Consider the following 25,921-nt stretch of genomic DNA (forward strand, 5'->3'; position numbering starts at 1 on the left):
GTTAAATCACCATCTATATTATCTGTTGCTGTTGCACCTAATTCTGTATAAGTATCTCCTACATTTAAATCAACTATTGATGATCCATTTAAAGTAATCACTGGTGGCACCATTTCTGGACCAGAAGTCATTCCTGTAATAATAACTTCATCAATAAATACTTGATCATTATTATTAGAAGCATCACAGCGGATTCTAAATCTAGAATTTGATGCGAAATTAATACTAGACGCATCAACAACAACATTGGCATTAAAGAAGCTTCCATTAGAAAAATCTGTCCCACTCCTAAAAGTTGCTACGGTCACATATGTACTACCATTAAAAAATTGCACCCAAAAATCTTCTCCATTTTCCATACTAATAGGAAAATAATTAAAATCTATTTCTAAACTATCAAAATTTGTGGCGTCAATAATTGGTGATGTCATAGACGATGCTGTTCCTGAGTTGTCTCTAATCCTTATAGAAAATAAACCTTCAGAAGAATTGGCCGATTGTACTCTAGCTACGTCATTTCCTCCATCTGTCCATCCATCTAAACCCGTTTCAAAAAAACCTTCACTAAGAATATTGTCTTGTGTTGTAAATTGAATAGAATTACTAAAACTAGATGTTGATGTGTCACATCTGGTATTTACTTGTACTTCATAAGTTGTTGTAAATGCTAGTCCTGAAATATTAAATGTGTTCGCTGTTAAATTTGAAGTTGTTATCCAATTTTGGGCTCCTAGCACTCGGTATCTTAAATCATAAGACGCTGAAGCTACACTATTCCAATCTATAGTTGCAGAACTAGAGGTGACATTACTTGCTACTATATTTGATGGCGGATTAGATGCATCACAAGGTGTAGAGTTTGTTGCCCCATCAGATTGCGCAAAAGTAAAAAAGTCTCCATTTGTAAAGTTTATAGTCGTTGTATAATTGCCATTACCATCATCTGTTAATGTAACTGCTGTATCACTACTATCAATTGTAGCATTATTACTTACTATTAATGTTGGGTCTATATTATTAAAAGTAGATTGTGGGATACTTAAAGTTACAGTCCCTACAGTACCAGTTTCTTGAATAGCCCAAATGCGAGACATTCTATTTAATGTTTGTGAGCTAATAGTAATTGGTGTATCTAATGTTGTTGAAGCTGCATTATTACCCCAAAGCATAAAACTTTGGTTTCCACTAAAATTATTTGTGTTTAATAGGTTAGTTGCGGCTATCGTTCCATTACCTATAGTCACTAAACCTATATTATTTGTTTGTACAGAATTTGTTGTTGTAGAAATGGATTGTTTTTGGTTTAACCCAGAAGCATCATCCCTACCTATACCTGCAATATTAGAAATAAATCCAGAAAACACTCCATCAGCATCATAAATAGTGTTTCCTAAAGAATTTACATAATCTTGCGGTGTAACTTGATTTAACGTTAATCCATATTTAATAGACAGATAAGATTCTATTCTAGACAGTTCATTATTAGTAATTCTTCTATCAAATGAAATAACTTCTGCGACATCTCCTTCAAAACTTACTCGAAAAGAATCCCCAAAACGTTGTCCAATAGCAAACCCTTCGTTATTATAAACTCCATATTGATTTTGATTCTGAATAGTTGAAGCTTCTTCATGTCCCCATAAAATAATTTCCTCAAAGAGACCATTAGAACTTTGCCTTAATGTTGTTAAATATGGATCATCAGTAGAAAAACTTGTATCATCTAAAAATGCAATATATTCACCACCAGAACTAGGATCTATATCGGTTGAACTAAAAAAGTTAGATGAAGGGAAACCACCAGAAAGAATCTGTAGGCTACCTACACCTACACCAGCATTTGAGCCTGTTGTCCCTATAGCATGTGCTAATACAATTTCTACCTCTACGCTTGTTGAAACAGTTTTTGCAGGGTTAAATACTATAATTTGTGTATGACTGCCATAGCCACTGTTAGTAAAAAGTCTATCATCTATGCCGTCAAAAAAGAGAGCAGGGTTAAAGTTTAATCCAGTTGAGTTGAATAAAGGTTGTCTTGTGGAAAGACCTTCAGAAACTTGATTGCCACTATTTTGACTTTGCCAATTACTTACCGTTGTACCATTTAAAGTTACTCCTGCATCTGCTTTAAGCCAAAAACTTAAATTAGAAGATACACCTCCTGGGGAGGTTTGCGCAGTTATTGATTCCGTAAATAATAGCAATACAATGCAAAGGAGGGAAGTTAGTCTCATAAATGAATGAATTAAATTAATAGCTGCTTGTAAGTTACTTACTATTTGAAGGCTGTTAATTTTACATTCTGTTAATTTTTGACCTAAATCTAAAAATCAATTACGGGTTTTCCGTAATCATGAGGCTAAAAAAAGTCCAAACCATTTAAGGTTTGGACTTTACATATTATTAAAACTTGTTTTATTATTTCTTAATCATTTTTTGCATTTTTCTTACGCCGTTTGATAATCTTATATCCATCATATAGACTCCTTGATTTAGATTAGAGATATCTATTTGTTTTTCAAAAATTGAATTAGAGATATCACTCCACTCTATATGTTTTACTCTTTTCCCTGTTAAATCAAATATATCTAAAGCCACATCTATCGGTTCACTTCCCATATTCAATCCTAATCTAATATTCAATTCTGTTTTAGCAGGATTAGGGAAAGTAGCAAAATCTCTGATGCTAGTACTACTCGGGTTATTAGTTGAAGTTATTCCTCCGTTAGTAGTTGCTCCGTTGCTTTGCTCACAAAAACTTAGTGAACCAAGATTGATACTTATGTTGGAAGAACTTCCTAAACCGTCACTTAATGTCACTGTTACTTGAGACATAAGATCAGAAATAGACACATTTGCTGTACTCTGGTTAGCACCGCTAAAAGAATTAAACGTTTGTGTTTGACCATTCCCATCAACATATGTTACGGTTGCCACTTCTTCAAATCTATTTCTTGGATTACCATTAACTCTAGCATCTAAACCAGATATAGTAAATGAGACATCTCTAGATAAATTTGAAAAGCTAAAGGTTGTAGAACTTGAGCCATTTAATACGCTAGGACTAAAGTTCCCTGTTCCATTACTACAATCACCAACATCGCAGGCATCAGGCACTCCATTACCATCAACATCTATATTATCATCTCCTCCTGGACAAATATCATCAGTATCACAAACGCCATCTCCATCAGAGTCAGCAAAAGTACCAACACAATCACAATCAGAAGCGTATGTATCGTTTATCGTACATGGATCTCCATCATTGCAGCTAGTACCAATAAGGTTATCATTAAAATCAGGGCAAACATCATCTTCATCGCAAACTCCATCTCCATCAGAATCTGTACAATTTAACGTTACACAAGATTGAATAGAACTAAAAGTAATACTCATATTAGTAATAGTATTTCCATCAAAACCATCAGACAATGTAACTGTAATAGATTGTACAAAGCCAGTTATAGATATATTAGCACTACTTGTTGTATTACCAGTGAAAGTACCAAAAGTTTGAGATATTCCGTTACCATCAACATAAGATACAGTAACTTGATCTATAAATCTTCTATTAGGGTTACCACCAGTTCTTGCATTTAATTCGCTAATTGTAAATGTTGGGTCTTCATGGGTTCCACCAGTTAAATTAAGAGTAGTACTTGTTGACCCAGAACCTGAGTGATTTAAAGTATTTGAATTAAAGTTGCTCGTTGTTAGAGTACATTCTACACTAGTTGTTATAGAAATATTATTACTTTGGGCAGAAACATTTCCAGAAGTATCTCTAGCGCTTACAGTAAATGAATAACTTGTTGATTGAACTAAACCTGTTACTTGATAAAAAGTTGTATTAACCGTAGCAACAAGAACTCCGTCTTGGAATACATCATAATTTTCGACAGCTACATTATCTGAAGATGCACTCCATGATAAATCTACAGAAGACGCTGTAACATTATCTGCTGACAAATTAGTTGGAACTGAAGGAACTTGTGTATCTGGATCTAATGTTGTTGCTTGTGTAGCTGTACTTTGAGCGGATTCATTATTTGAAGCATCTCGAGCTAAAACTGTAAAATCATAAGTTGTAGATGCTGAAAGCCCAGTAACAGATAGATTTGTTGAAGTTACGGTTCCAATTGAGTTCCCATCTTGAAATATTTCATATTCAGAAACTCCTATATTATCAGAAGAGGCATCCCAATTTAAATCTAAACTATTAGTTGTAATATTAGAAGTTATTAGATTTTGTGGCACTGATGGGGCTTCTGTATCTGGTACAGTAGTCGCAGTAAAAGACCCTGTAAACACACCTCTTCCGTATGTAGACGCTATAATTTGATTGTTATTATCATCACCGTTTACTGCCCAATAATCAAAAGATGTAACACTAACATCACTCATTCCATTAAATGCTTGCGACCAATTAGGATTGGCGTCATTAAAGTTAGACGTAGACCAAGTACCTAATTGTGTTGCTAAAACAGCTTCATTTCTATTTAATGGATTTTGTAAAATATCTCTAACAGGAATATTTGGTAAATCTCCTTCTTTATTATTCCAACTAGCTCCAGCGTTAGATGTTGACCAAACGCTAGTTACACCATAATTATGTATCGTTACAAAAATATCATTCGCTGTTGCCCCATATCTAATAGAAGATATAGAACCTATAAAAGGAGTCGTTATTGCAGTAAATGTTGCAGAGGTATTGGTAACATTACTTAAACGTACCATACTACCATTTTTTAAGCCTACATACCAAACATTATTCTCAAATGGAGATGCTCTAAATGCAGATGGCTCAGCTGATAATAAATTATTAGTTAAACTTCCACTACTATTTGCCGCAACATTAATAGATAATATTGCGTTTTGAGTGCCGTTAGAATTATTTGTTAATAAACGATTTGCATCACTATCAAAATCCATTTGATTTACAAAATCTCCTCTAGATTGATCATTTGCTAATGTTGTTGATCCGCCTTGGCGTCTTCCTCTTCCATCCCATGGTAAATTAAATCTATAAATAACATTTGCCACAAAAGTAGCTATCATGTATTGTCCATCTTTATCAACAAATGTGAAAAAACCATCACCATCAGATAATTCTTCAGAACCATTAATACCTGGTGCTGCATTAGCTCCTCTAAATGCTTGCGAACCGTTATCTTGAGCTCCTGCTGTAAAAATCACATTTGTCGTTCCTGTTCCATTTGGTCCGATACCTGCTTTTACATATTGTGTAACGTTATAATTATTATTTCTAACACCAATTGCTGATCCAGAGCTAGATGCATTAGATAAACTAGATGCGTAATAAATACCACCATCATTTCCAAAAACAGCTTGATTAGAATTTCCTGGTCTAAATGTCATTGCATGCTGATCTGCATGAACTAATGGTACTGGTAATGTACTTAAACCAGGATTATTAGACCACTTAGATATTTGTGTCCATGATGATGCACCATTTGTTGATCTAAATAAATCAATACCTCCTACATAGAGAATATTATCATTGTTTGGATCTACTTCTATCATTAAATCATAAAAGGCTTGTCCTCTTGTAAAGTCATTTGCATTAATTCCTTGGTCAGCATCATTTGGTAATGCTCCATTAGAAATACTACCAAAAGCATTTGTTGTAGAATATACATGTACAGGAGATGAATTTCCTTCTGTTAATGCATACATTCTATTTGGGTTAGAAGAAGACACTGCTATTTCTACTCTATCAGAATCTGTTAAAGGAGATGCTGCTGCTGCTGTCCAAGTCGTTCCATTGGTAGAACTAAAGACTTGTCCTCCGCCTGCTCCAAATGCATTACTTATTGTTCCCATCCATAAAGTGTTATCTGCACCAATCTCAAAATCATTAGGAAGCGCATAAAATGTAGTAGATCCAGAAGTATTTGCTTCAAGGTTAGAAGATTCTATTCTATTCCATGTTGTACCACCATCTGCTGAATGATATAGACCTGCTGTTTGTAAGCCTAACCAGTTCGTAGGATTAGCCGCATCACCATATACGTTAGCTCCAACTCCAACAAAAATTTCAGTATTTCCATTGTTATCCCAAGCTTGTACATCATTTACATAAAATAACCCAGATAAAAATAAGTTTGTTGCATTAAAATCGAAAGTTGCAGAACCTGCTGCAGGAATATTTACTGCACTCCAAGAGTTACCACCATCATTAGTAACATAGACTCCATTACCTACAACATCACCTCCTGTATATTGCTCACCTGTACCTACAAACCAACGGTTTGAATTATTAGGATCTACCGTAATAGAGGTTACAGATAAATTACCTGGTACATTTTGCACACGCTCCCATTGAGAACTTGCATTTGTAATATTAGTGTTTCTCCATAAACCACCACTAACTCCACCTGCATATAAAGTATTGTTTGATCCATCATTTGGATCAAACAGAATAGCTCTTGTTCTTCCTCCAATATCATTTGGACCTCTTTCTTCCCAGCTATTTGTAGCTTCACCTGGGTTACGTTGTGCAATTCTATTATTAATTAATTGCTCTCTTAAAAGCGCTACATTTCCTTCTTCTAATCTTCCTGTCGAAGGATTAACTGTTAGCTCCCACATCTGCTCAAAATATCTGTTTGGAGGTAAACCTTCTAACTTTCTTTTCTTTTTATCCCAAGTTAAAGTTTCTTTAAAAGGGGAATTTGCTAAAATTTCTGCATGAGCAGCTCTTTGCTCTTCAATGGTTAGTTGAGTATTGGCATCTTTTTTAGAAATCACATAATTTGTAATTCCGTATACTCCAAAAGCAAGAATAATTCCAAAACATAATACACGTAGTTTTTTTGTCATTTTAATGGTTTTAATGATTAGTGTTATGAGAGAGGGTTATTTTAATTGCCCGAAAATATTAAAATTATGTTAAAAAGAGGTGAGGTCTTTAACATTTTCGATGAAATGTTAATAATTCCGTAATTATTACATTTTTGTATGTAAAAAGAAAACTAATTGTACATTTAAGCATGGCTAACTTACTTGAAATACAAAATTTATCTATTAGTTTTTTCTCAAAAGAGTTTGAAACCAAAGTGCTTCATAATATTTCGTTTCAATTAAAATCCAATGAAATTTTAGGAATTGTAGGTGAGTCTGGCTCAGGCAAATCTGTATCTTCATTAGCTATTATGGGTTTATTGCCAAGGTATATTTCTAAAATTACGTCTGGCGCTATTACATTTGAAGATATTGATATTACATCTACGGACAATCGTTCTCTTCAAAACATTAGAGGTAATGAAATTGCTATGATTTTTCAAGAACCCATGAGTTCACTAAATCCATCAATGCGTTGTGGTACGCAAATTGAAGAAATTATAAAGCAGCATACCTCATTAGATAAAAAAGAGATTAAGACTGAGGTTATTTCTCTTTTTGAAAAAGTAAAATTACCTGAACCTCATCGTGTCTTCAAAGCATATCCACATCAACTTTCTGGTGGTCAAAAACAACGTGTAATGATTGCCATGGCTATTGCATGTAAACCAAAACTTTTAATTGCAGACGAGCCTACAACAGCACTAGATGTTACTGTACAAAAAGAAATTATTGAATTACTAAAAGAATTACAAGCGCAAACTGAAATGAGTATCATTTTCATTTCTCACGATTTGTCTTTGGTTTCTGAAATTGCAGATCGTGTTCTTGTAATGTATAAAGGACAAATTGTAGAACAAGGAGAAACTTATCAAATATTTAAAAATCCTCAACATAATTATACTAAAGCCTTATTAAATTCTAGGCCATCTACTACTACTCGTTTAAAGCAACTTCCTACTATTAATGATTTTATGACTGACAATGTACCGTCTGAAATTATATCTACTGAAGATAGAACCGAACATCATAAAAGGTTATATAGTCAACAACCTCTACTAGAGGTTATAAATGTTGAAAAAGAATATATATCTAATTCTGGCTGGCTTTCAAAACCAACAACATTTAAAGCTGTAAATACAGTATCTTTTAAAGTTTATGAAGGTGAGACTTTAGGTTTAGTAGGAGAATCTGGCTGTGGAAAATCTACTTTAGGCAATGCGATATTACAATTAGACCAAGCAACCAAAGGACATATTAACTATAAAGGAATTGATATAACAAAACTTAAAGGACGTGCTTTACGTGAATTGCGAAAAGATATTCAAATTATTTTTCAAGATCCATTTGCGTCTTTAAATCCGAGGTTAACAGTTGGTAATGCTATTATGGAACCTATGAAAGTGCATGGTATTGGACATTCTGATAATGACCGAAAAGAAAAAGTAATAACACTACTTAAAAAAGTAGGCTTAGATGCTTCTTACTTTAATAGATATCCTCATCAATTTTCTGGTGGCCAACGCCAACGTATAGGTATTGCACGCACTATAGCTTTAGAACCAAAACTTATTATTTGTGATGAATCGGTATCCGCACTAGACTTATCTGTACAAGCACAAGTGCTTAATTTATTAAATGATTTAAAAACTCAATTTGGATTTACCTACATATTCATTTCTCATGATTTAGCTGTGGTAAAATATATGGCCGATCAATTATTAGTAATGAATAAAGGTGAAATTGAAGAATCTGGAGACGCAGATCTTATCTATGAAAATCCAAAGAAGGCTTACACAAAAAAATTAATTCATGCCATCCCGAAAGGGTTATAGCATGAATAATTTTTTGGTTAATTGCAATACGTCCGAGACTAAACGAAACGTATTTTTTAAAGAAGATTGGGAATCTTCTAAAGTAGGTTCTGGTAGATTTGGTTTTCTTTTCATAAGTTTAAATTTATGATAGATTTGGGGCAAATCATAAATTAAGTTTATGGTAAATTTGGTATTATAGGTTAATTAGTTTTGGGACTGCTAATATGAAACAATATTTCGTTTACAACGATTAAATACATAAATAATCGATGAAATGCACTAAATTTTAACATTTTACACGCTTTTGCGTATAAAAAAGCCTTTAATAATATAAAGGCTCGTTATGTTTATTCTTCAAATTAGATATCCATCTCAGGAATATTATCGCCAATTTCTAGATGTCCTTCTGTAGCATTTTTTATGTCTTCAACAGATACGCCTGGTGCACGCTCTAATAATTTAAAGCCTTTTTTGGTAACTTCTAAAACAGCGAGGTTAGTTACCACTTTCTTTACACAACCAACACCTGTTAATGGCAAAGAGCAGCGTTTTAATAATTTAGATTCACCACGTTTATTGGTATGCATCATCGCTACTATAATATTTTCTGCACTAGCAACTAAATCCATAGCGCCTCCCATTCCTTTTACCATACGTCCAGGAATTTTCCAATTGGCAATATCTCCGTTTTCCGCAACTTCCATAGCGCCTAATATGGTTAAGTCTACATGCTTTCCTCTAATCATAGAAAAACTCATTGCAGAATCAAAGAAAGATGCTCCTGGCAATGTTGTTATTGTTTGTTTTCCTGCGTTAATAATATCTGCATCTTCATCACCTTCAAACGGAAATGGCCCCATGCCCAGAACTCCATTTTCACTTTGAAATTCTACTTCAATATCGTCTCTAACAAAATTGGCTACTAATGTTGGTATGCCAATTCCTAGATTAACATAATAGCCGTCTTTCACTTCTTTTGCAATTCGTTTTGCAATTCCATTTTTATCTAACATAACTATCGTTGTCTTACTGTTCGTTGTTCAATTCTTTTTTCATATAATTCCCCTTGAAATATACGTTGTACAAAAATTCCTGGAATATGAATTTCATTAGGATTTAACTCACCTACTGGTACTAATTCTTCCACTTCAGCAACTGTAATTTTTGCTGCTCCGCACATATTAGGATTAAAATTACGAGCGGTACCTTTAAATATTAAGTTTCCGGCAGCATCTCCTTTCCATGCTTTTACAAAACTGAAATCTGCTTTAAAGGCATGTTCTAAAACATACATCTTACCATCAAACTCGCGTGTTTCTTTACCTTCTGCTACTTCGGTACCATAACCAGCTGGTGTATATACTGCTGGAAAACCCGCTTGGGCCGCACGACAGCGTTCTGCTAATGTACCTTGAGGAATTAATTCTACATCTAATTCTCCGCTTAGCATTTGACGTTCAAATTCATCATTTTCACCAACATAAGACGATATCATTTTTTTAACTTGTTTTTGTTGTAACAATAATCCAAGACCAAAATCATCAACTCCTGCATTATTAGAAATACAGGTTAACCCTTTTATATTTTTCTTTACCAACTCAGCAATGGAATTTTCAGGAATACCGCTCAACCCAAAACCTCCAAACATAAAAGTCATATCATCTTTAACTCCTTCTAATGCACTTTTAACATTAGCTACTTTTTTATTAATCATTTACTTAAATTTTATATTGGAAAATTACAAAATATAGTACTATTTAAATTAACCTTAATTGTATTTTAGCATCTTTTGAAAATTTAAAAAAAGAAAAATGTGATTAAAAATCTATTTCCATATCATCATCTTCATCTTCAGAATTATCATCACTAGTAAACTCATCACAATTAATATTAATCGATAATTCTAATGGAGCTTCAAATTCTCCTTTAGAAATATTAAGTGTTTTATCTGCATAACACGCTTTCATATATAAACCCCAAATAGGCAATGCCATAGAAGCTCCTTGTCCATAAGTAATACTTCCAAAGTGTGTGGCTCTATCTTCACCTCCTACCCAAACACCAGTCACTAAATTTGGCACCATACCCATAAACCACCCATCGCTATGATTTTGAGTTGTCCCTGTTTTTCCTGCTATTGGATTTTTAAGTTCATACGGATATCCTGTGATAATTTCTTTATAAACAGTCTCTTTAGATTGTGTATTATGAATAAGTCTTCTCCCTGAGCCAGATTCTACAACACCTTGCATAAGATTAACTGTTACATAAGCGGCTTCTTCACTTAATACATCTCTACTCTCTGGTTGTACTTGGTATAAAACCGTTCCGTTTTTATCTTCAATACGTGTTACTAACACCGGTTTATTATACACTCCTTTATTAGCAAATGTTGAATATGCTCCAACCATTTCATATACACTAATATCTGGTGTGCCTAAAGCAATTGCTGGCACAGGTAAGATATCTTGTTCAATACCTAGTTTTTTTGCCAATTCAACAACAGGTTCTGGACCAACTTCATTCATTAAACGCGCTGTAAGTGTATTTGTAGAATTTGCCAATCCTTCTTTTAAAGTTTGAAACCCTTCATATTTACCATTCGAATTTTTAGTCGTCCAAGCTTCTGGGTTTCCATATTTGTTAGCTTCAATGGTTATTGGGCTTTTTGGTAAAGAATCGCAAGGTGACATTTGCAACTGATCTATTGCTGTTGCATACACAAATGGTTTAAAGGTTGAACCTACTTGACGTTTTCCTTGTTTTACCATATCGTATTGAAAATGCTTGTAATTCATACCTCCAACCCAAGCTTTTACATGACCTGTTAGCGGATCCATAGACATCATTGCTGGTCTTAAAAACGATTTATAATACCGTATAGAATCCATAGGCTTCATAATGGTATCTATCTCGGTATATTTTCCGTCTTTCCAAGCAAAGACATCCATTTGAACGGGCTTATCAAAAGATGCTATAATTTCTTCATCAGATTTTTTTAAATCGTATTTCATATGTCTCCATCGTTCAGAACGTTTCATACCTGTACGCATTAAGCTTTTAATTTCTTCATTATCTAGCTCTAAAAATGGTGCAGTAGCATTTCTTTTTGGTGTGTTTTGATGATCGAATTCTGCTTGTAATCTAGGCATGTGTTGCGCCACAGCATCTTCAGCATATTGCTGCATGCGCGAATCTATTGTAGTATAAATTTTTAAACCACTATTATATAAATTGTATTTTTCACCATCTGGTTTTGGATTCTTTTCAATCCAGTCTTTCATGATTTTAGTTAAATGTGCTCTAAAATAAGTGGCTAAACCTTCACGATGTGATTCTGGCGAATAATTAAGATCTAGTTCTGTTTTTTGAAGTGAATCTTTTACAGTTAGTGAGATATATTCATACTTGGCCATCTGATACAAAACAACATTACGTCTATTTTTTGTCCCTACTGGGTTTCTATGTGGTCTTGGATTGTAAAAAGAAGAGTTTTTAAACATCCCAACCAACATTGCGGATTCTTTTATATCTAAACCTTTAGGTTCTTTTCCAAAATAGATGCGTGCTGCAGAACGAATGCCATCTGCATTGTTACCAAAATCATAGATGTTAAAATACATGGCTATAATTTCTTCTTTGGTATATTGACGCTCTAGACGTGTTGCAATCACCCATTCTTTTATTTTTTGAGTCAATCTACTTATTGTACTTGTAGAAGCAACTCCTACAAATAATTGCCTAGCCAATTGTTGCGTAATTGTACTTGCTCCTCCTTTATCCCTTAAAGTGAGTTTTGCAAAAACAGCACGTAAAGTCCCACGAGCATCAATACCAGAATGCCCATAAAAACGAATATCTTCAGTCGCCACTAAAGCATCTACTAAATGCTTAGGCAATTCGTTATAGTCAACTGGTGTTCTATTATCTTCAAAATAAAATTTTGCTAAAGTTTTATTGTCTGAAGATAAAATTTCGGAAGCAAGATTTGTTCTAGGGTTTTCAAGTACGGTATGATCTGGCATTTCACCGAAAACTTCCCATGATGCTAATAAGAATAGCAAAACGAAAGAAAGAATACCTGTTGTAAATAGTATCCAAAACCAACGTATATATTTTGAAAAGTCTTCAACCTTAGCTTTTGGTGTCGTTGTCTTCTTTTTAGCCATGATTAATTATTTATGTTCTACTCTAAAGCCAATATCTGTAATACCTTCTAACTCAAGAATCCCTTTTGCATCCCCATTTTTTCGCATCGCTTGTTGGATGGTAATCGTATAATCCCCAGATTCTTCAAATATAAAAGGAGCATCATACCCTTTATACCATAACTTATTTTCTTTTATATCCGTAAATCCTTCTCCAAGCAATTCGCCATTTGGTGCAGCCATTTTATATTCTAAAGTGTCTTTTATGGTTTTCCCATTTGGATATTGTAGCTCAGCAATTAAAAACAGATTACTATATTGATAGCCATTTGTGTTTCTAAGATTAATATAAAGATTATAAGCGTTAGTTGTATCTGGCGCTGTAAGTTTAAATGTTATTAATGAATCTTTATGCCATTTTTCAGGAACCGATTGGTATGCATCATAAACTTGTTTAGAATCGCAAGCAACTACTAACATTAGTAATGCACACGGAATAACAAAAAAGTTATTAATCTTTCTTGGCATTGTTTTTAGGATTTCTATTACGGCTTCGATTGTTGTTTCTATTATTGTTCTTATTATTTCTACGTTTGTTTTTACGTTTTGGACTATCAAACCGTGTTAAACTATCTTGACCCACAACGTTTTCAAACTCAACTTTAGTGTCTTCTATCAGTTCTGTAGCATACTCTTCAAGACTTGCTACTTTTTTGCCTTTTTTATTTAAGGCAATAATTTCATTGGCTTGATCTGTAGTAATAATATGCCAATTCATCCATTCGCCTTCATAAGCAAACCACATTAGCCCTTTAAAGATATCTGTCTTTTGGCATACTGCTGTACCTTTTTCAGTTTGTAATTTAGTATCGGATTTTGGAAATGCTTTCAAAGCATCTAAATACGAATCTAGCTCATAATTTAAACAACATTTCAGTTTTCCGCATTGTCCTGCTAACTTTAAAGGGTTTAAAGATAATTGCTGATATCTAGCTGCGGAAGTACTCACAGATCTAAAATCGGTTAACCATGTTGAACAACACAATTCTCTACCGCACGAACCAATTCCTCCAAGACGTGCTGCTTCTTGTCTAAAACCAACTTGACGCATCTCAATACGTGTTTTAAACTCTCGCGCAAAAACTTTAATTAATTCTCTAAAATCAACACGTTCTTCAGCCGTATAATAAAATGTTGCTTTACTACCATCTCCTTGAAACTCAATATCTGAAATTTTCATTTTAAGATTAAGATCAATAGCAAATTGGCGTGCCTTAACCTTCATGGGTTCTTCTTTATCTCTAGCTGAAGACCAAATATCAATATCTTTTTGAGATGCTTTTCTATATATTTTCAGAACATTTTCTTCATCTTCAATATTGATTTTTTTCCGTTTCATTTGCACACGAACCAACTCTCCAGTAAGTGTAACCATACCAACATCATGTCCAGATTTTGCTTGAGTAGCAACAATATCTCCAATGCTTAATGTGAGGTTTTCTGTATTTTTATAATACTGCTTTCTGCCGTTTTTATAACGCACTTCGACACCTATAAATGGGGCTTCCCCATTAGGAAGTGACATATTAGCTAACCAATCAAAAACAGTGAGTTTATTGCAGCTATCTGTACCACAAGTTCCATTGTTTTTACATCCTTTTGGTTGACCGTCTTCACCAGTTGAACAACTGTTACAAGCCATAAAAATTGTATATATAATTCAGAATCAATAGTATTCTGAAGTAAGGATTCATAAATAATTAAAAAGTAAAGATAAAATTATTTATGGACTTCACTATCTTTAAATAGAAAGGTTTAAAACCCATTAATTCAATCGTTATTTATTTCTTTAAGGCTTCAAAAATGTTTCTTAAATCTTTTTTATAAGGCAAATGATCTGCTCTTCCTTTCTTAAATATATCGTTGCTATTACCTTGTCCTTTACGTAAAGCTTTTTGCTCTTCGTAAGGTAATTTTATAATCTCTTGGCAGTTTGTAGAACAGCAATTATCCATTGTCTTTTTACATTCATCACATTGAATAAACAACAAATGACATGCTTCGTTAGCACAGTTGGTATGCATGTCTGCAGGATTACCACACTGATGGCATTTAGCAATGACGTCGTCACTTATACGTTCTGAACGTCTTTGATCAAACACAAAATTTTTGCCAAGAAATTTATTCTCTAAACCTTCAGATTCAATTTGCCTCACATAATTAATGATGCCTCCTTCGAGTTGAAATACATTTTTAAAGCCTTTATGTTTGTAATACGCACTTGCTTTTTCGCAACGGATACCACCTGTGCAATACATTACTAGTTTTTTATCTTCTTTATGTTCTCTTAAATCTTCCTCAATTAAATCTAAAGATTCTCTAAATGTATCAACGTCTGGTGTAATCGCATTTTTAAAATGACCTATTTCACTTTCGTAATGATTGCGCATATCAACCAAAACTGTATTGGGGTCTTCAATAAGTTCATTGAACTTTTCGGCATTGACGTGTACTCCCTTATCTGTAACATCAAAGGTATCATCATTTAAACCATCCGCCACAATTTTATGACGCACTTTTACTTTCAATTTTAAAAAGGCATAGTTATCGTGCTCAATTGCAATATTTAATCTTACATTTTCTAAAAAAGTGATAGAATCGAGATGCTTTTTAAATTTTTCAAAATTGTCCGCAGGTACAGAAAGTTGTGCATTAATGCCTTCTTGAGCTACATAGATTCTTCCAAGTACATCTAGAGCATCCCAAGCAAGAAACATATGGTTTCTAAAAAGTTCTACGTTTTTGATTTTTGCGTATTTGTAGAAAGAAATGGTAAGTCGGTCTTTACCCGCTTTTTCAATAAGCGCAGCTCTTTCTTTACCGCTTAAGTTATTGTACAGTTGCATGCTATACTAATGTTATAAGGTTAAAGTAATTATTAAAGGTGCAAAGTTACATTTTTTGTTGAATTACATGTAATGACATAAAAAAAGCACTTTGATTTCTACCAAAGTGCTTTTTTGAGGACTAACTCGTTATTAATATTAATTTTTTATCATTAAACATAAAATAACGAGCTAACCTCCGTCGGCTTTACAGCTGCTATTAAAAACAACTGAGCCACCTAAAGTTCTATTAAATATAATTTTTCTGAAAAATTTCATTTTCTTTTATACTATTTAGGATAAAACTTTTAGGTTTCATAGCAATTTTTTCCTTTTTCAATTAGTAGATGCAAAAAGTATAAAATGGTTGCGTCATAAAATTGTAATCTCTTAAAAGAAGTGGTATTTTAGCTTCAAGATTAATACAGAAAATATAGAATAAATGAGTAGTGAAAAAGAGGCTAAATTAAAAGCTTTAAAATTAACTTTAGACAAGTTAGATAAAGCCTATGGCAAAGGCACTGTGATGAAAATGAGTGATCAATCAATAGTAGATGTTGACGCTATCCCATCGGGGTCATTAGGTTTAGATATTGCTTTAGGCGTTGGAGGCTATCCAAGAGGTAGAGTTATAGAAATATATGGTCCAGAATCTTCTGGTAAAACAACATTAGCCTTACATGCTATAGCAGAAGCTCAAAAAGCAGGAGGTATTGCGGCATTTATTGATGCTGAACATGCTTTTGATCGTTTTTATGCTGAGAAACTAGGAGTAGATTTAGAAAACTTAATTATCTCTCAACCAGATAATGGAGAGCAAGCCTTAGAGATTGCAGACAATTTAGTGCGTTCTGGTGCTATAGATATTATTGTTGTAGATTCTGTTGCTGCATTAACTCCAAAAAGTGAAATTGAAGGAGAAATGGGAGATTCTAAAATGGGCTTACACGCACGTTTAATGTCGCAAGCCTTAAGAAAATTAACAGGGTCTATAAGTAAAACAAATTGTACCATGATATTCATCAATCAATTGCGTGAAAAGATTGGAGTAATGTTTGGAAATCCTGAGACTACAACAGGTGGTAATGCCTTAAAATTTTATGCTTCTGTACGTTTAGACATAAGGCGTTCTACACAAATTAAAGATAGTAATAGTACCGTAATGGGTAATAAAACTAGAGTTAAAGTTGTGAAAAACAAGGTAGCTCCACCATTTAAAATGGCTGAATTTGATATAATGTATGGTGAAGGAGTTTCTAAAGTAGGTGAGATTTTAGATATTGCTGTTGAGCACGAAATTATTAAAAAGAGTGGTTCATGGTTTAGCTATGATAATACTAAACTTGGGCAAGGTAGAGATGCTGTTAAAGCATTGATAAAAGATAACCCTGAATTGATGGATGAGCTCGAAGAAAAAGTAAGAGCTTCGGTCAACGAGAAAAATGCTTAAAACTAAAAAAATCCTGAAATTTCAGGATTTTTTTAGTTTTATACGCAACCATTTTATACTTTTTGTATCTATAAAGATAGAACCCAAAACAATAAGCTAATGAAAAGGCTATTCTTATTATTTATTTCTATAGCAACCCTAGTATCTTGTGATATTAACGGTGATGATGCTCCTAATTTTTCTCTAGAGATACTTCCCATTCAAAGTGTAAATACTCCTAGTCAATTTGTAGTTGGAGAAGCACATCCTATATCTGTCACTTATATTAGACCTAGTGGATGCTATGAATTTAATAATTTTATATTTGACAATAATTTAAACACAAGAACTGTTGCTGTTGTTGATACTTTTTTCCAAGATGACCCTTGTTCTTTATCAACAGAAGTTGCAACTGTAAGTTTTGATTTTACAGTCAGAAATACAGATGTTCATATTTTTCAATTTTTTCAGGGACAGGATGAGCAAGGACAAGATCAGTTTTTAATTGTTGAAGTGCCTGTAGTAGAATAATAAAATTAACTAATACACTAAAATTTGAGTTTAGAAGAACTCATTAAAGGTTGTAAAAAACATGATACTAAAGCTCAGAGCCAATTATATAAACTCTATGCGAGTAAACTATTTTCGCTCTGTTTAAAGTATTCTAAAAATTATGCAGAAGCGGAAGATAATCTGCAAGATGCATTTGTGACTATTTTTAATAAAATAGAACAATATAAAAATAAAGGTTCTTTTGAAGGTTGGATAAAACGTGTTACTATAAATACAGCTCTGCAACGCTATAGAAGTGTTAAGGTTTTTGATATAATAAATGAAGATGCTATTGAAGATGTAGAGGTTGATATAATAAATGAAGATATAAGTTTAGATTTTTTATTGAATATTATACAAGAATTGCCAGATCGTTATCGATTGGTTTTTAATCTATATGTTCTTGATGGTTATTCGCATAATGAAATAGGAGAATTGATGAAAATCTCTAGCGGCACATCAAAATCTAATTTAGCAAGAGCACGATTAATTTTGAAACAAAAAATTGAAGCATATAAAGCGAATTTAAATTCGCAGTCATTATAAAAATGAAAGACAAGAAAAATATAGATCGCCTCTTTCAGGAGAAGTTTAAAGATTTTGATGTCTCCCCAAAAGATCATATTTGGGAAGGTATTGAACATAGGCTTCATCCTAAAAAGAAAAAACGACGTGTTATTCCTATTTGGTGGAGTGTTGGTGGTATTGCAGCAGCACTAGTTCTTATGTTTGCTGTTGGTAATACTATATTTAATTCTAAAGATTATATAGACCCTATTATTGTTGATACTAAAGATTCCAATACTGAATCTGATACTATAATAGAAAAAGATCAAATTAATATCCTTTCTAATGATGTTAATACATCTGTAGCATCAGAAAATAATTCTGACGTTATTAAAAATACCAATACAGAAAAATCTCAAGATGTAAAACCTACTCTAAATAAAAATAATACAACTAGTAATACTAAAGATTATGGAAATGTAGTAGCAGAGAATTTAGAAAATCAACCTAAAAATTCCCAAAAAAATACATCTGCTGTAAATAAAGCTGTAGTTAATACAAATTCAAAAAATGACAATCCTTCTAAATCTACCGACATTATAAAATCTCAATCTGAAATTGATAAAATCCTTAAAAGCACAAAAGAGGATCATACAAAAGTACTTACCGACGCAACCAACTCAGAAAAATTAGACAAAAAAAGAGTTGAAGACGCTCAAATAGACCCTTCAAAAGTAAAAGAAAATATTACCAAGAAGGGTCAAAGCATTGAAGAGGCTATTGCCGAAGCTAACACTATTATTGAAAAAGAAGAAGAACTAAGCAGGTGGAGCATATCCCCAAATGTGGCACCTGTTTATTTTAACTCTTTAGGAAGAGGCTCTACAATAGGTCCGCAATTTAATGCTAACGGTACCGATTCTGATGTTACCATAAGTTATGGTATTCAAGGAAGTTATGCTATTAATAAACGTTTAAAGGTAAAGGCAGGTGTAAATAATGTAAATTTTAATAGAGCAACTGAGAATGTCTTAGCGCTTTCAGGTTCTGGAGCTGTGGCAAGAGGAGCTACTCCAATTATAGGCAATATTACACTTAATAGCAATACAGAACCTATTACATTATTAAGTTCTGCTAATATTTCTAATGATACTGCACCTCAATCTGTTATTACACTCCCTACAGGAAATTTAGAGCAACGTTTTGGTTTTATAGAAGTTCCTTTAGAATTAGAGTACCTAGTCATAGATAAAAAATTTGGTATTAGTTTTATAGGTGGTTTTAGCACGTTCTTTTTAAATGAGAATGACATTTTTACAACTATTGATGGCACAAGCACGCTTATAGGAGAAGCTAACAATCTTAACTCTACAAGTTACAGTGCTAATTTTGGTGTTGGATTTAATTACAATTTATCAAAACAATTAAATCTAAATCTAGAGCCTAAGTTTAAATACCAAATAAATACATTCAATAATACCTCTGGAGATTTTCAACCTTTTTTCATAGGGGTATATACAGGTTTAAGTTTTAAATTTTAAGTTTATTAGTTAGGTAGTTGTTTGAAAAGATAACTATGAAAAAGTCGCACAGTGCCTAGTGCGGCTTTTTTATTTTATTAGCCTAACAACTCATTTAAAATAGTTGTATGGACTTGTTCATTTATTTGTCTTGTATCTTCAATCATTAAATTTTTGGTACTTATAAATTTATGGACTTTAGCTCGCATGTGGCCTGGTCCTCCACTAAAGAATATATAAGAAAATCGTTTTTTGTTATCGTAAAATGTTATAGGAACGATGGGAATTTGATGATTTATTGCAAGACGGAAAGCTCCATCTTTAAAAGTGTCTAAAACAATTTTTTCATCTGGCACTCCTCCTTCTGGAAAAATACAGATACTTAAACCTTGTTTTAATCGGCGTTGTGCTCTTAAAAATACAGCTTGCCTACTTTGCGGACTACTTCGGTCTACTAAAATACATGTTCGCTTATAAAAAAAGCCAAAAAGCGGAATCTTAGCTAATTCTTTTTTACCCACAAAAACAAATGGGTTTTTAATAGCAACTAACATTAACATAATATCTATCATTGATGTATGGTTGGCTACAAACATATAGCTTGCTTTTTTTTGCGGAATTTGATCTCGCTTAATCTTAAAAATAAATCCCATGCCTATTAAAATAAAACGTGCCCAAATACGTGCCAATTTAAAAAAGAAAGGATACCATTGCTCTCTAGATATAGAGATTAGCAAAAAAGGGAATAGTATTATTATAGGTATGGCTACTAAAATATAGAACCAAATACGGTACAAAATCCAGAAGATATATTTAAAAAACTTCATGCACTCAAAACTAGGGAAATAAATTAAATAGTATTACAGAAAAATTTACCTTTGTTCTTTAGTTTTTTAAACCCTTTTAAAAAGATTTCTGCTTTCGCAGAAAATGATATGGCAAGAATACTCACAGGAATACAAAGTACAGGCACACCGCATTTAGGTAATATTCTAGGCGCTATTTTACCTGCAATAGAAATGTCTAAAAATGCAATTAACGATTCGTTTTTATTTATTGCCGATATGCATTCTTTAACGCAAATTAAAGATGCCGATACTTTAAGAAATAATACATATTCTACTGCAGCAACATGGTTAGCTTTTGGTTTAGATATAGAAAAAACTGTGTTCTATAGACAAAGTGATGTTCCTCAAGTGACAGAACTCTCTTGGTATTTAAGCTGTTTTTTTCCATACCAACGCCTAACTTTAGCTCATAGTTTTAAAGACAAAGCCGATAGACTCGAAGATGTTAATGCGGGCTTGTTTACATATCCAATGCTGATGGCTGCCGATATTTTATTATACGATGCGGATATTATCCCCGTTGGAAAAGATCAAGAACAACATATAGAAATGACGAGAGATGTTGCTTCACGTTTTCATGCAAAAATGGGAGATACTTTTATCTTACCTAAAGCTGATGTTCAAAAAGAAACGATGCTTATACCTGGAACTGATGGTGCTAAAATGAGTAAGAGTAAAGGCAATATTATTAACCTCTTTTTACCAGAAAAAAAATTACGTAAACAAATAATGTCTATCGCTACGGATAGCACTCCTTTAGAAGACCCTAAAGATTGGTCTACTTGTAATTGTTTTTCAATTTATAAATTACTAGCTAATGATGAAGCTATAGCTGAAATGAAAAGCAACTACGAAAAAGGTGGTTATGGATATGGCCATGCTAAGCAAGCGTTATTTGAATTGATTTTAGAACGTTTTCAAGAACCTCGTAGACGTTATAATTACTATATGGAAAACCTCAACGAGATTGATGCGGCATTAGCTAAAGGAGCTGCTAAAGCTAAGTTGGTTGCTGACGATGTATTAAAACGTGTTAGAGCTAAGGTTGGGTATTAAATTTCGAAGGCTTTTTAAATATAATTCGAGTTGCATTATATTCGTGATGTAAGCGAATATTTATTTGAAAATCTTGTTTCTTCCATATAATTAATGTTGGATTGTCTTGAAATGAAACTGTTTTCATGGCAAATTCTCGTTTAATTATATTCTGTTTAAACTCATCAAGGTTTTCATTTTTGCTTTCTTTTAATAGCTCATCTTCAACTGCTATAACATCAGGATTTCCATATTTTTTAATCATATTGTCAAAAAAAGATCTATTAATAATATTCATCAATAAAATTGATATTAAATTAATTGTATCATCTTTTTCGCTATAAATAGAAATCTCATCATAAGATAATCCATAAAAATCTTTAATTGATTTAAGTTTTAATTGAAAAACAGGGTGTTGACCAGTTAAATCCCCATAAGTATTCAAATTTTTTAAAGGAAATCCTATATGTTCTCCGTATTCAATATCATTCATAATTATAGTTTATAAGATTCCTGTTTTTTAAGGAATTTATATTACCTCAAACAATTTGCCAGGCAAAGGTCTTACAACACCTTTCAACTCCATATTAAGTAATAGACCCGCAAGTTTATATGTTGGAATTTGACATTGCAATGCTATAACATCAAGAAGCTGTTTATCGTTATCCTTTAAATAGTTGTAGATGATTTTTTCATCTTCTTCTAGCTCTACAAATAATTGTTTTTGTACCGCTTGTTTTGTTGCTGAGCTTGCCGAAGCATCAAGCTGCCAATTCAATAGGTAAGGAATATCTAACGGGTTAGATAACAAATGTGCTTTCTGGTATTTTATTAAATTATTGCACCCAACACTCTGACTATCTGTAGTTCGGCCTGGCACAGCAAAAACCTCTCTATTATAAGAATTTGCAATATCTGCAGTAACCAAACTTCCCCCTTTTTCTGCAGATTCAACAACTATTGTCGCTTCACTAAGTCCTGCTATAATACGGTTTCTTTTTAAAAAATTATTTCTATCAAACGTATCCGAACTCCAAAAATCTGTAAAAAACCCACCGTGTTTTTCAACATCTGCAACATATTTTTTATGTGCTTTAGGGTAAATCTGGTTTAGTCCGTGAGCTAAACACCCTATGGTTTGTAGATTATGTTTTAGTGCCGCTTTATGTGCTGTAATGTCTGTTCCATAAGCAAAGCCCGAAATAATTACAGGATCAAATACTGCTAAAGCTTCAACTAATTTTTCGCAAAACGCAATGCCACTGGTCGTTATTTTACGTGTGCCTACAATACTAATAATGCGCTTGTTATTAAGATTTATGTTTCCTGATTGAAATAATAAAATTGGGCCATCTATACAATGTTTCAATCGTTCGGGGTAATGATGTTCAGTAAAATACGAATATCCGATATCGTTCTCTTTTATAAACCGCAATTCGTCTTCAGCAGCTTCTATATGTTCTGTATCAAATAGACCTTCTATAGTTATGGCACCAATACCATCTATTTTAAGCAAATTACTTTTCTTCTCCTTTAAAACTGCTTCAGCAGATCCGCAATGGGCAATTAATTTTTTCGCCGTTGTAGGCCCTATTTTAGGAACATGTTGTAGCGCTAAGGTAAAAATGAGTTGCTCTTCGGACATTTGTAAAACTTAAATTGAACTTTAAAAATAACTAATTTTAGAGATGTTAATAACTATATACCTATACATTTCGGTAGAAAACAAAAATTTTTAACTTTGTTTTACGCGACCGTTGAAATTAAAAAATGAAGTCTCGCGTGCTTTTTTGCCATAGTTATTATGCAGTTAGAAACTTACATTAGCGATTTATTATACCGATACGATTGTGTTACAATACCTAATTTTGGAGCTTTTTTAACCAACCGTGTATCTGCAAAGATTCATGCATCTACGCATACGTTTTATCCGCCAAAAAAGGTGTTATCATTTAATGAGCAACTACAAAATAATGATGGCTTGCTTGCTAATTATATTGCTGAGGTAGAAAAAATACCTTATTTAGTTGCTGTTGAAAAAATAAGTAAACATATAAAGTCTATAAAATCTAGTTTAACGGAAGGAGAAACGATACATTTTAAAAGTATTGGAGATGTGTTATTAAATACAGAAGGTAAAATTGTTTTTACACCATCACAACACATCAATTATCTTACCGATGCATTTGGATTATCGCATTTTAATGCAACCCATGTTCAGCGCAAAGTGCTTCAACCAAAAGTTGAAACTGCAGAACCTAATGCTCCTTTAATTTTTACTCCTGAAAAACGCTCTAACCCTTGGTTAAAATATGCTGCTGCTGCCGTTATTATTTTAGGTTTAGGTGGTTATGGCAGTGTTAATTATTACAATGGCACTATTGAAGACCATAACCAAATGGCACAACAAAAAGCAACAAAGCAATTAGATGCTAAGGTGCAAGAAGCTACTTTTATTATTAGCAACCCTTTACCAGCTGCTACTTTTACTATTGAAAAACAAATGGGCAACTATCATGTTGTTGCTGGTGCGTTTAGAATTGAAGCCAATTCTGATAAAAAAGTAAATCAACTTAAAGATTTAGGGTATAAAGCTCGTAAAATAGGTGTTAATCGTTACGGATTGCATGAAGTGGTTTATTCTAGTTACGAAACACGATCTGAAGCTCAGCGTGCTTTATATGGCATTAAAAAAACACATAATAAAGATGCTTGGTTACTTGTTAAAGACTTAGATAAATAAACTTTTATTAAATCTTTAATATCGATTACTACCAGTATTAACTCTTACTAACATTTTATCTTTTTCAATAGGCAGACTTTTTATTTCTGTACGTTTTCTATTAGGGTTTCTTACCTTTGCCTTAAAATACTCTATTGAGTAATTAAACACTCATTTTATTTTAAATTTTATGGATGCAAAAACCGCAGCAGATTCTAAAACTATAGTTACCGATTTGGTATTACCAAGTGAAACTAATCCTATAAATAATCTTTTTGGTGGCGAATTATTAGCACGTATGGATCGGGCGGCGAGTATTGCTGCAAGACGCCATTCTAGACGTATTGTAGTTACCGCTTCGGTTAACCATGTAGCATTTAATAGAGCTGTACCTTTAGGAAGTGTTGTTACTATTGAAGCTAAAGTCTCTAGAGCATTTACATCATCTATGGAAATCTATATGGATGTATGGATAGAAGATAGAGAATCTGGCGAATGTATTAAAGCTAATGAAGCCATTTACACTTTTGTTGCTGTTGACGAAACCGGAAGACCTGTAAAAGTACCAGAGCTTATTGCCGAAACTGATTTAGAAAAAGAGCGTTTTGAAGCCGCTTTACGACGAAAACAATTAAGCTTAGTTTTAGCCGGCAAGCTAAAACCTAATGATGCTACTGAGTTAAAAGCACTCTTTATCTCTTAATTTATAGATAACCGATAATAAATCACAGATTTATTATCTTAGTTTACGCATAATAGATGTTTGATGATTAAGGTCATCATATCCAGTCGTTGCCACCAATTAAAGAATGACCACGAATAAATTCAAAATTGAACTTTTAAAGACAAATTGGATATCTGAAGAAGATACTCAAACGGATTTATGTGCTCACGGACAAATGCGAGTGAAAATTGGAAACGAAATTGTAGTTGACCAAACCGAAAATGATGGTTGGACGATTAGCGCAACTGCTCAACTCTTACTTCGGACTTTGGAACGGAATCACACGAAAGAAAATCCTGTTGGAGACCAATTAATTCCTTGCTGTGGACACTTTTTAGTTTTTGACAATGATATGGAAGAAGTTTATATTGGAAGTTGTCCGACTGGAATTGATTGGGAAGTGACTCACGAAAACGGAATTGTAACGCTGAAAACAGAAAGCGGAACTGAAACACAAGTTGACTTTGAAAATTATAAAAGCGAAGTTTTAAATTTTGTCGACCAAGTTGAGGAGTTTTATAAGAATAGTCCTGAAAAGGAAATCCCAAAAGACGAATTTGACCGAAAAGGTTATTTGCAGTTCTGGAAAGAATGGAATGAAAAAAGAAACAAATGGAAAAAATAACTGGTGGCAACAACGTGTATAATTAATTGCTTTGGCAAGTGCCTATTTGGAAAATTCCTTCGGAATTTCCTCTGGTTCGTTTTTGTTTACTAACTTAGTCCTAGCCAACGCAACTAACCATACACGAACACGTTGTATACAATTTGAACTCTGAACTTTCCTGAAATAGGTTGACTAAAAATTAATCATTTAATTATAGTCAATTATGAAACCACAAAAACAGCACTGGCGAAAAAAAAGCTACC

The 25,921-nt window shown here is 33.0% G+C and carries 21 protein-coding genes; 9 read left to right on the plus strand and 12 right to left on the minus strand.

Annotated elements, in window-relative coordinates:
• Together K8Z87_RS12955 and K8Z87_RS12960 are read right to left on the minus strand one after the other, a co-directional pair.
• Positions 1 to 2,234: fibronectin type III domain-containing protein (locus K8Z87_RS12955; RefSeq protein ID WP_227478003.1), on the minus strand; the 2,234-nt coding region annotated here is incomplete at its 3' end.
• Positions 2,235 to 2,418: 184 nt separating this feature from the next.
• Positions 2,419 to 6,843: a fibronectin type III domain-containing protein gene (locus tag K8Z87_RS12960; protein ID WP_227478004.1), complete on the minus strand. Its 4,425-nt coding sequence runs from the start codon at positions 6,841 to 6,843 to the stop codon at positions 2,419 to 2,421.
• A 170-nt stretch (positions 6,844 to 7,013) separates the two neighbouring features.
• On the opposite strand from K8Z87_RS12960, the gene K8Z87_RS12965 reads away from it, so the two are divergent.
• Positions 7,014 to 8,699 carry an ABC transporter ATP-binding protein gene (locus tag K8Z87_RS12965; RefSeq protein ID WP_227478005.1) on the plus strand — a complete coding sequence of 562 codons (1,686 nt, stop codon included), beginning with the start codon at positions 7,014 to 7,016 and terminating at the stop codon, positions 8,697 to 8,699.
• Positions 8,700 to 9,040: 341 nt separating this feature from the next.
• Here K8Z87_RS12965 and K8Z87_RS12970 read toward each other — a convergent pair whose 3' ends face one another.
• The 6 genes from K8Z87_RS12970 to trhO form a co-directional block, all read right to left on the minus strand.
• Positions 9,041 to 9,694, minus strand: coding sequence for a 3-oxoacid CoA-transferase subunit B (locus tag K8Z87_RS12970; RefSeq protein WP_227478006.1), 654 nt, complete (start codon positions 9,692 to 9,694; stop codon positions 9,041 to 9,043).
• A gap of 2 nt (positions 9,695 to 9,696) precedes the next feature.
• Entirely contained in the window at positions 9,697 to 10,395 is a 699-nt protein-coding gene (locus K8Z87_RS12975) for a CoA transferase subunit A (RefSeq protein WP_227478007.1), read from the minus strand.
• A 103-nt stretch (positions 10,396 to 10,498) separates the two neighbouring features.
• Entirely contained in the window at positions 10,499 to 12,850 is a 2,352-nt protein-coding gene (locus K8Z87_RS12980) for a penicillin-binding protein 1A (RefSeq protein WP_227478008.1), read from the minus strand.
• A 6-nt stretch (positions 12,851 to 12,856) separates the two neighbouring features.
• Positions 12,857 to 13,357 (minus strand): gliding motility lipoprotein GldH, encoded by a 501-nt coding sequence (locus tag K8Z87_RS12985; RefSeq protein ID WP_227478009.1) that lies wholly within the window; start codon positions 13,355 to 13,357, stop codon positions 12,857 to 12,859.
• On the minus strand, positions 13,341 to 14,531 hold the full coding sequence (locus K8Z87_RS12990) for a PSP1 domain-containing protein (RefSeq protein ID WP_227478010.1): 1,191 nt from the start codon (positions 14,529 to 14,531) through the stop codon (positions 13,341 to 13,343). Before K8Z87_RS12990 ends, K8Z87_RS12985 begins: the two co-directional genes overlap by 17 nt.
• Positions 14,532 to 14,670: 139 nt before the next feature.
• A complete protein-coding gene (gene trhO / locus K8Z87_RS12995; protein WP_227478011.1) occupies positions 14,671 to 15,735 on the minus strand; it encodes an oxygen-dependent tRNA uridine(34) hydroxylase TrhO in 1,065 nt (354 codons plus the stop codon).
• A gap of 421 nt (positions 15,736 to 16,156) precedes the next feature.
• On the opposite strand from trhO, the gene recA reads away from it, so the two are divergent.
• The 4 genes from recA to K8Z87_RS13015 all read left to right on the plus strand — a co-directional run bounded on the left by recA (position 16,157) and on the right by K8Z87_RS13015 (position 19,743).
• Entirely contained in the window at positions 16,157 to 17,164 is a 1,008-nt protein-coding gene (recA, locus tag K8Z87_RS13000; protein WP_227478012.1) for a recombinase RecA, read from the plus strand.
• Positions 17,165 to 17,263: 99 nt separating this feature from the next.
• Positions 17,264 to 17,674, plus strand: a complete 411-nt coding sequence (locus K8Z87_RS13005) for a hypothetical protein (RefSeq protein ID WP_227478013.1) — start codon at positions 17,264 to 17,266, stop codon at positions 17,672 to 17,674.
• 24 nt (positions 17,675 to 17,698) lie between these two features.
• Positions 17,699 to 18,241, plus strand: a complete 543-nt coding sequence (locus tag K8Z87_RS13010; protein WP_227478014.1) for an RNA polymerase sigma factor — start codon at positions 17,699 to 17,701, stop codon at positions 18,239 to 18,241.
• 2 nt (positions 18,242 to 18,243) lie between these two features.
• Entirely contained in the window at positions 18,244 to 19,743 is a 1,500-nt protein-coding gene (locus K8Z87_RS13015; protein ID WP_227478015.1) for a hypothetical protein, read from the plus strand.
• A gap of 77 nt (positions 19,744 to 19,820) precedes the next feature.
• On the opposite strand, the gene K8Z87_RS13020 is transcribed toward K8Z87_RS13015, so the two are convergent.
• Entirely contained in the window at positions 19,821 to 20,549 is a 729-nt protein-coding gene (locus K8Z87_RS13020; RefSeq protein ID WP_227478016.1) for a lysophospholipid acyltransferase family protein, read from the minus strand.
• A 108-nt stretch (positions 20,550 to 20,657) separates the two neighbouring features.
• Between K8Z87_RS13020 and trpS the strand changes: the two genes are divergently transcribed.
• The gene (gene trpS / locus K8Z87_RS13025; RefSeq protein WP_227478017.1) at positions 20,658 to 21,626 is read left to right on the plus strand and encodes a tryptophan--tRNA ligase; all 969 of its coding nucleotides are present in this window, start codon (positions 20,658 to 20,660) and stop codon (positions 21,624 to 21,626) included.
• Here trpS and K8Z87_RS13030 read toward each other — a convergent pair.
• Together K8Z87_RS13030 and dprA are read right to left on the minus strand one after the other, a co-directional pair.
• The gene (locus tag K8Z87_RS13030; protein WP_227478018.1) at positions 21,610 to 22,098 is read right to left on the minus strand and encodes a hypothetical protein; all 489 of its coding nucleotides are present in this window, start codon (positions 22,096 to 22,098) and stop codon (positions 21,610 to 21,612) included. The genes trpS and K8Z87_RS13030 overlap by 17 nt on opposite strands.
• Before the next feature lie 36 nt (positions 22,099 to 22,134).
• Positions 22,135 to 23,250, minus strand: coding sequence for a DNA-processing protein DprA (dprA, locus tag K8Z87_RS13035; protein ID WP_227478019.1), 1,116 nt, complete (start codon positions 23,248 to 23,250; stop codon positions 22,135 to 22,137).
• 159 nt (positions 23,251 to 23,409) lie between these two features.
• On the opposite strand from dprA, the gene K8Z87_RS13040 reads away from it, so the two are divergent.
• Positions 23,410 to 24,348, plus strand: a complete 939-nt coding sequence (locus K8Z87_RS13040; protein ID WP_227478020.1) for an HU domain-containing protein — start codon at positions 23,410 to 23,412, stop codon at positions 24,346 to 24,348.
• A gap of 15 nt (positions 24,349 to 24,363) precedes the next feature.
• On the opposite strand, the gene K8Z87_RS13945 is transcribed toward K8Z87_RS13040, so the two are convergent.
• Entirely contained in the window at positions 24,364 to 24,498 is a 135-nt protein-coding gene (locus K8Z87_RS13945) for a hypothetical protein (RefSeq protein ID WP_262905872.1), read from the minus strand.
• A gap of 19 nt (positions 24,499 to 24,517) precedes the next feature.
• Here K8Z87_RS13945 and K8Z87_RS13045 point away from each other — a divergent pair, with 19 nt between their 5' ends.
• Both K8Z87_RS13045 and K8Z87_RS13050 read left to right on the plus strand, forming a co-directional pair.
• Positions 24,518 to 25,030 (plus strand): acyl-CoA thioesterase, encoded by a 513-nt coding sequence (locus K8Z87_RS13045; RefSeq protein ID WP_227478021.1) that lies wholly within the window; start codon positions 24,518 to 24,520, stop codon positions 25,028 to 25,030.
• A gap of 106 nt (positions 25,031 to 25,136) precedes the next feature.
• Entirely contained in the window at positions 25,137 to 25,676 is a 540-nt protein-coding gene (locus K8Z87_RS13050) for a hypothetical protein (RefSeq protein ID WP_227478022.1), read from the plus strand.
• The last annotated feature ends 245 nt before the right edge of the window (positions 25,677 to 25,921 follow it).

Origin of the sequence: Winogradskyella immobilis (genome assembly GCF_021887715.1) — a bacterium.
GTDB classification, from domain to species: Bacteria; Bacteroidota; Bacteroidia; order Flavobacteriales; family Flavobacteriaceae; genus Winogradskyella; species Winogradskyella immobilis.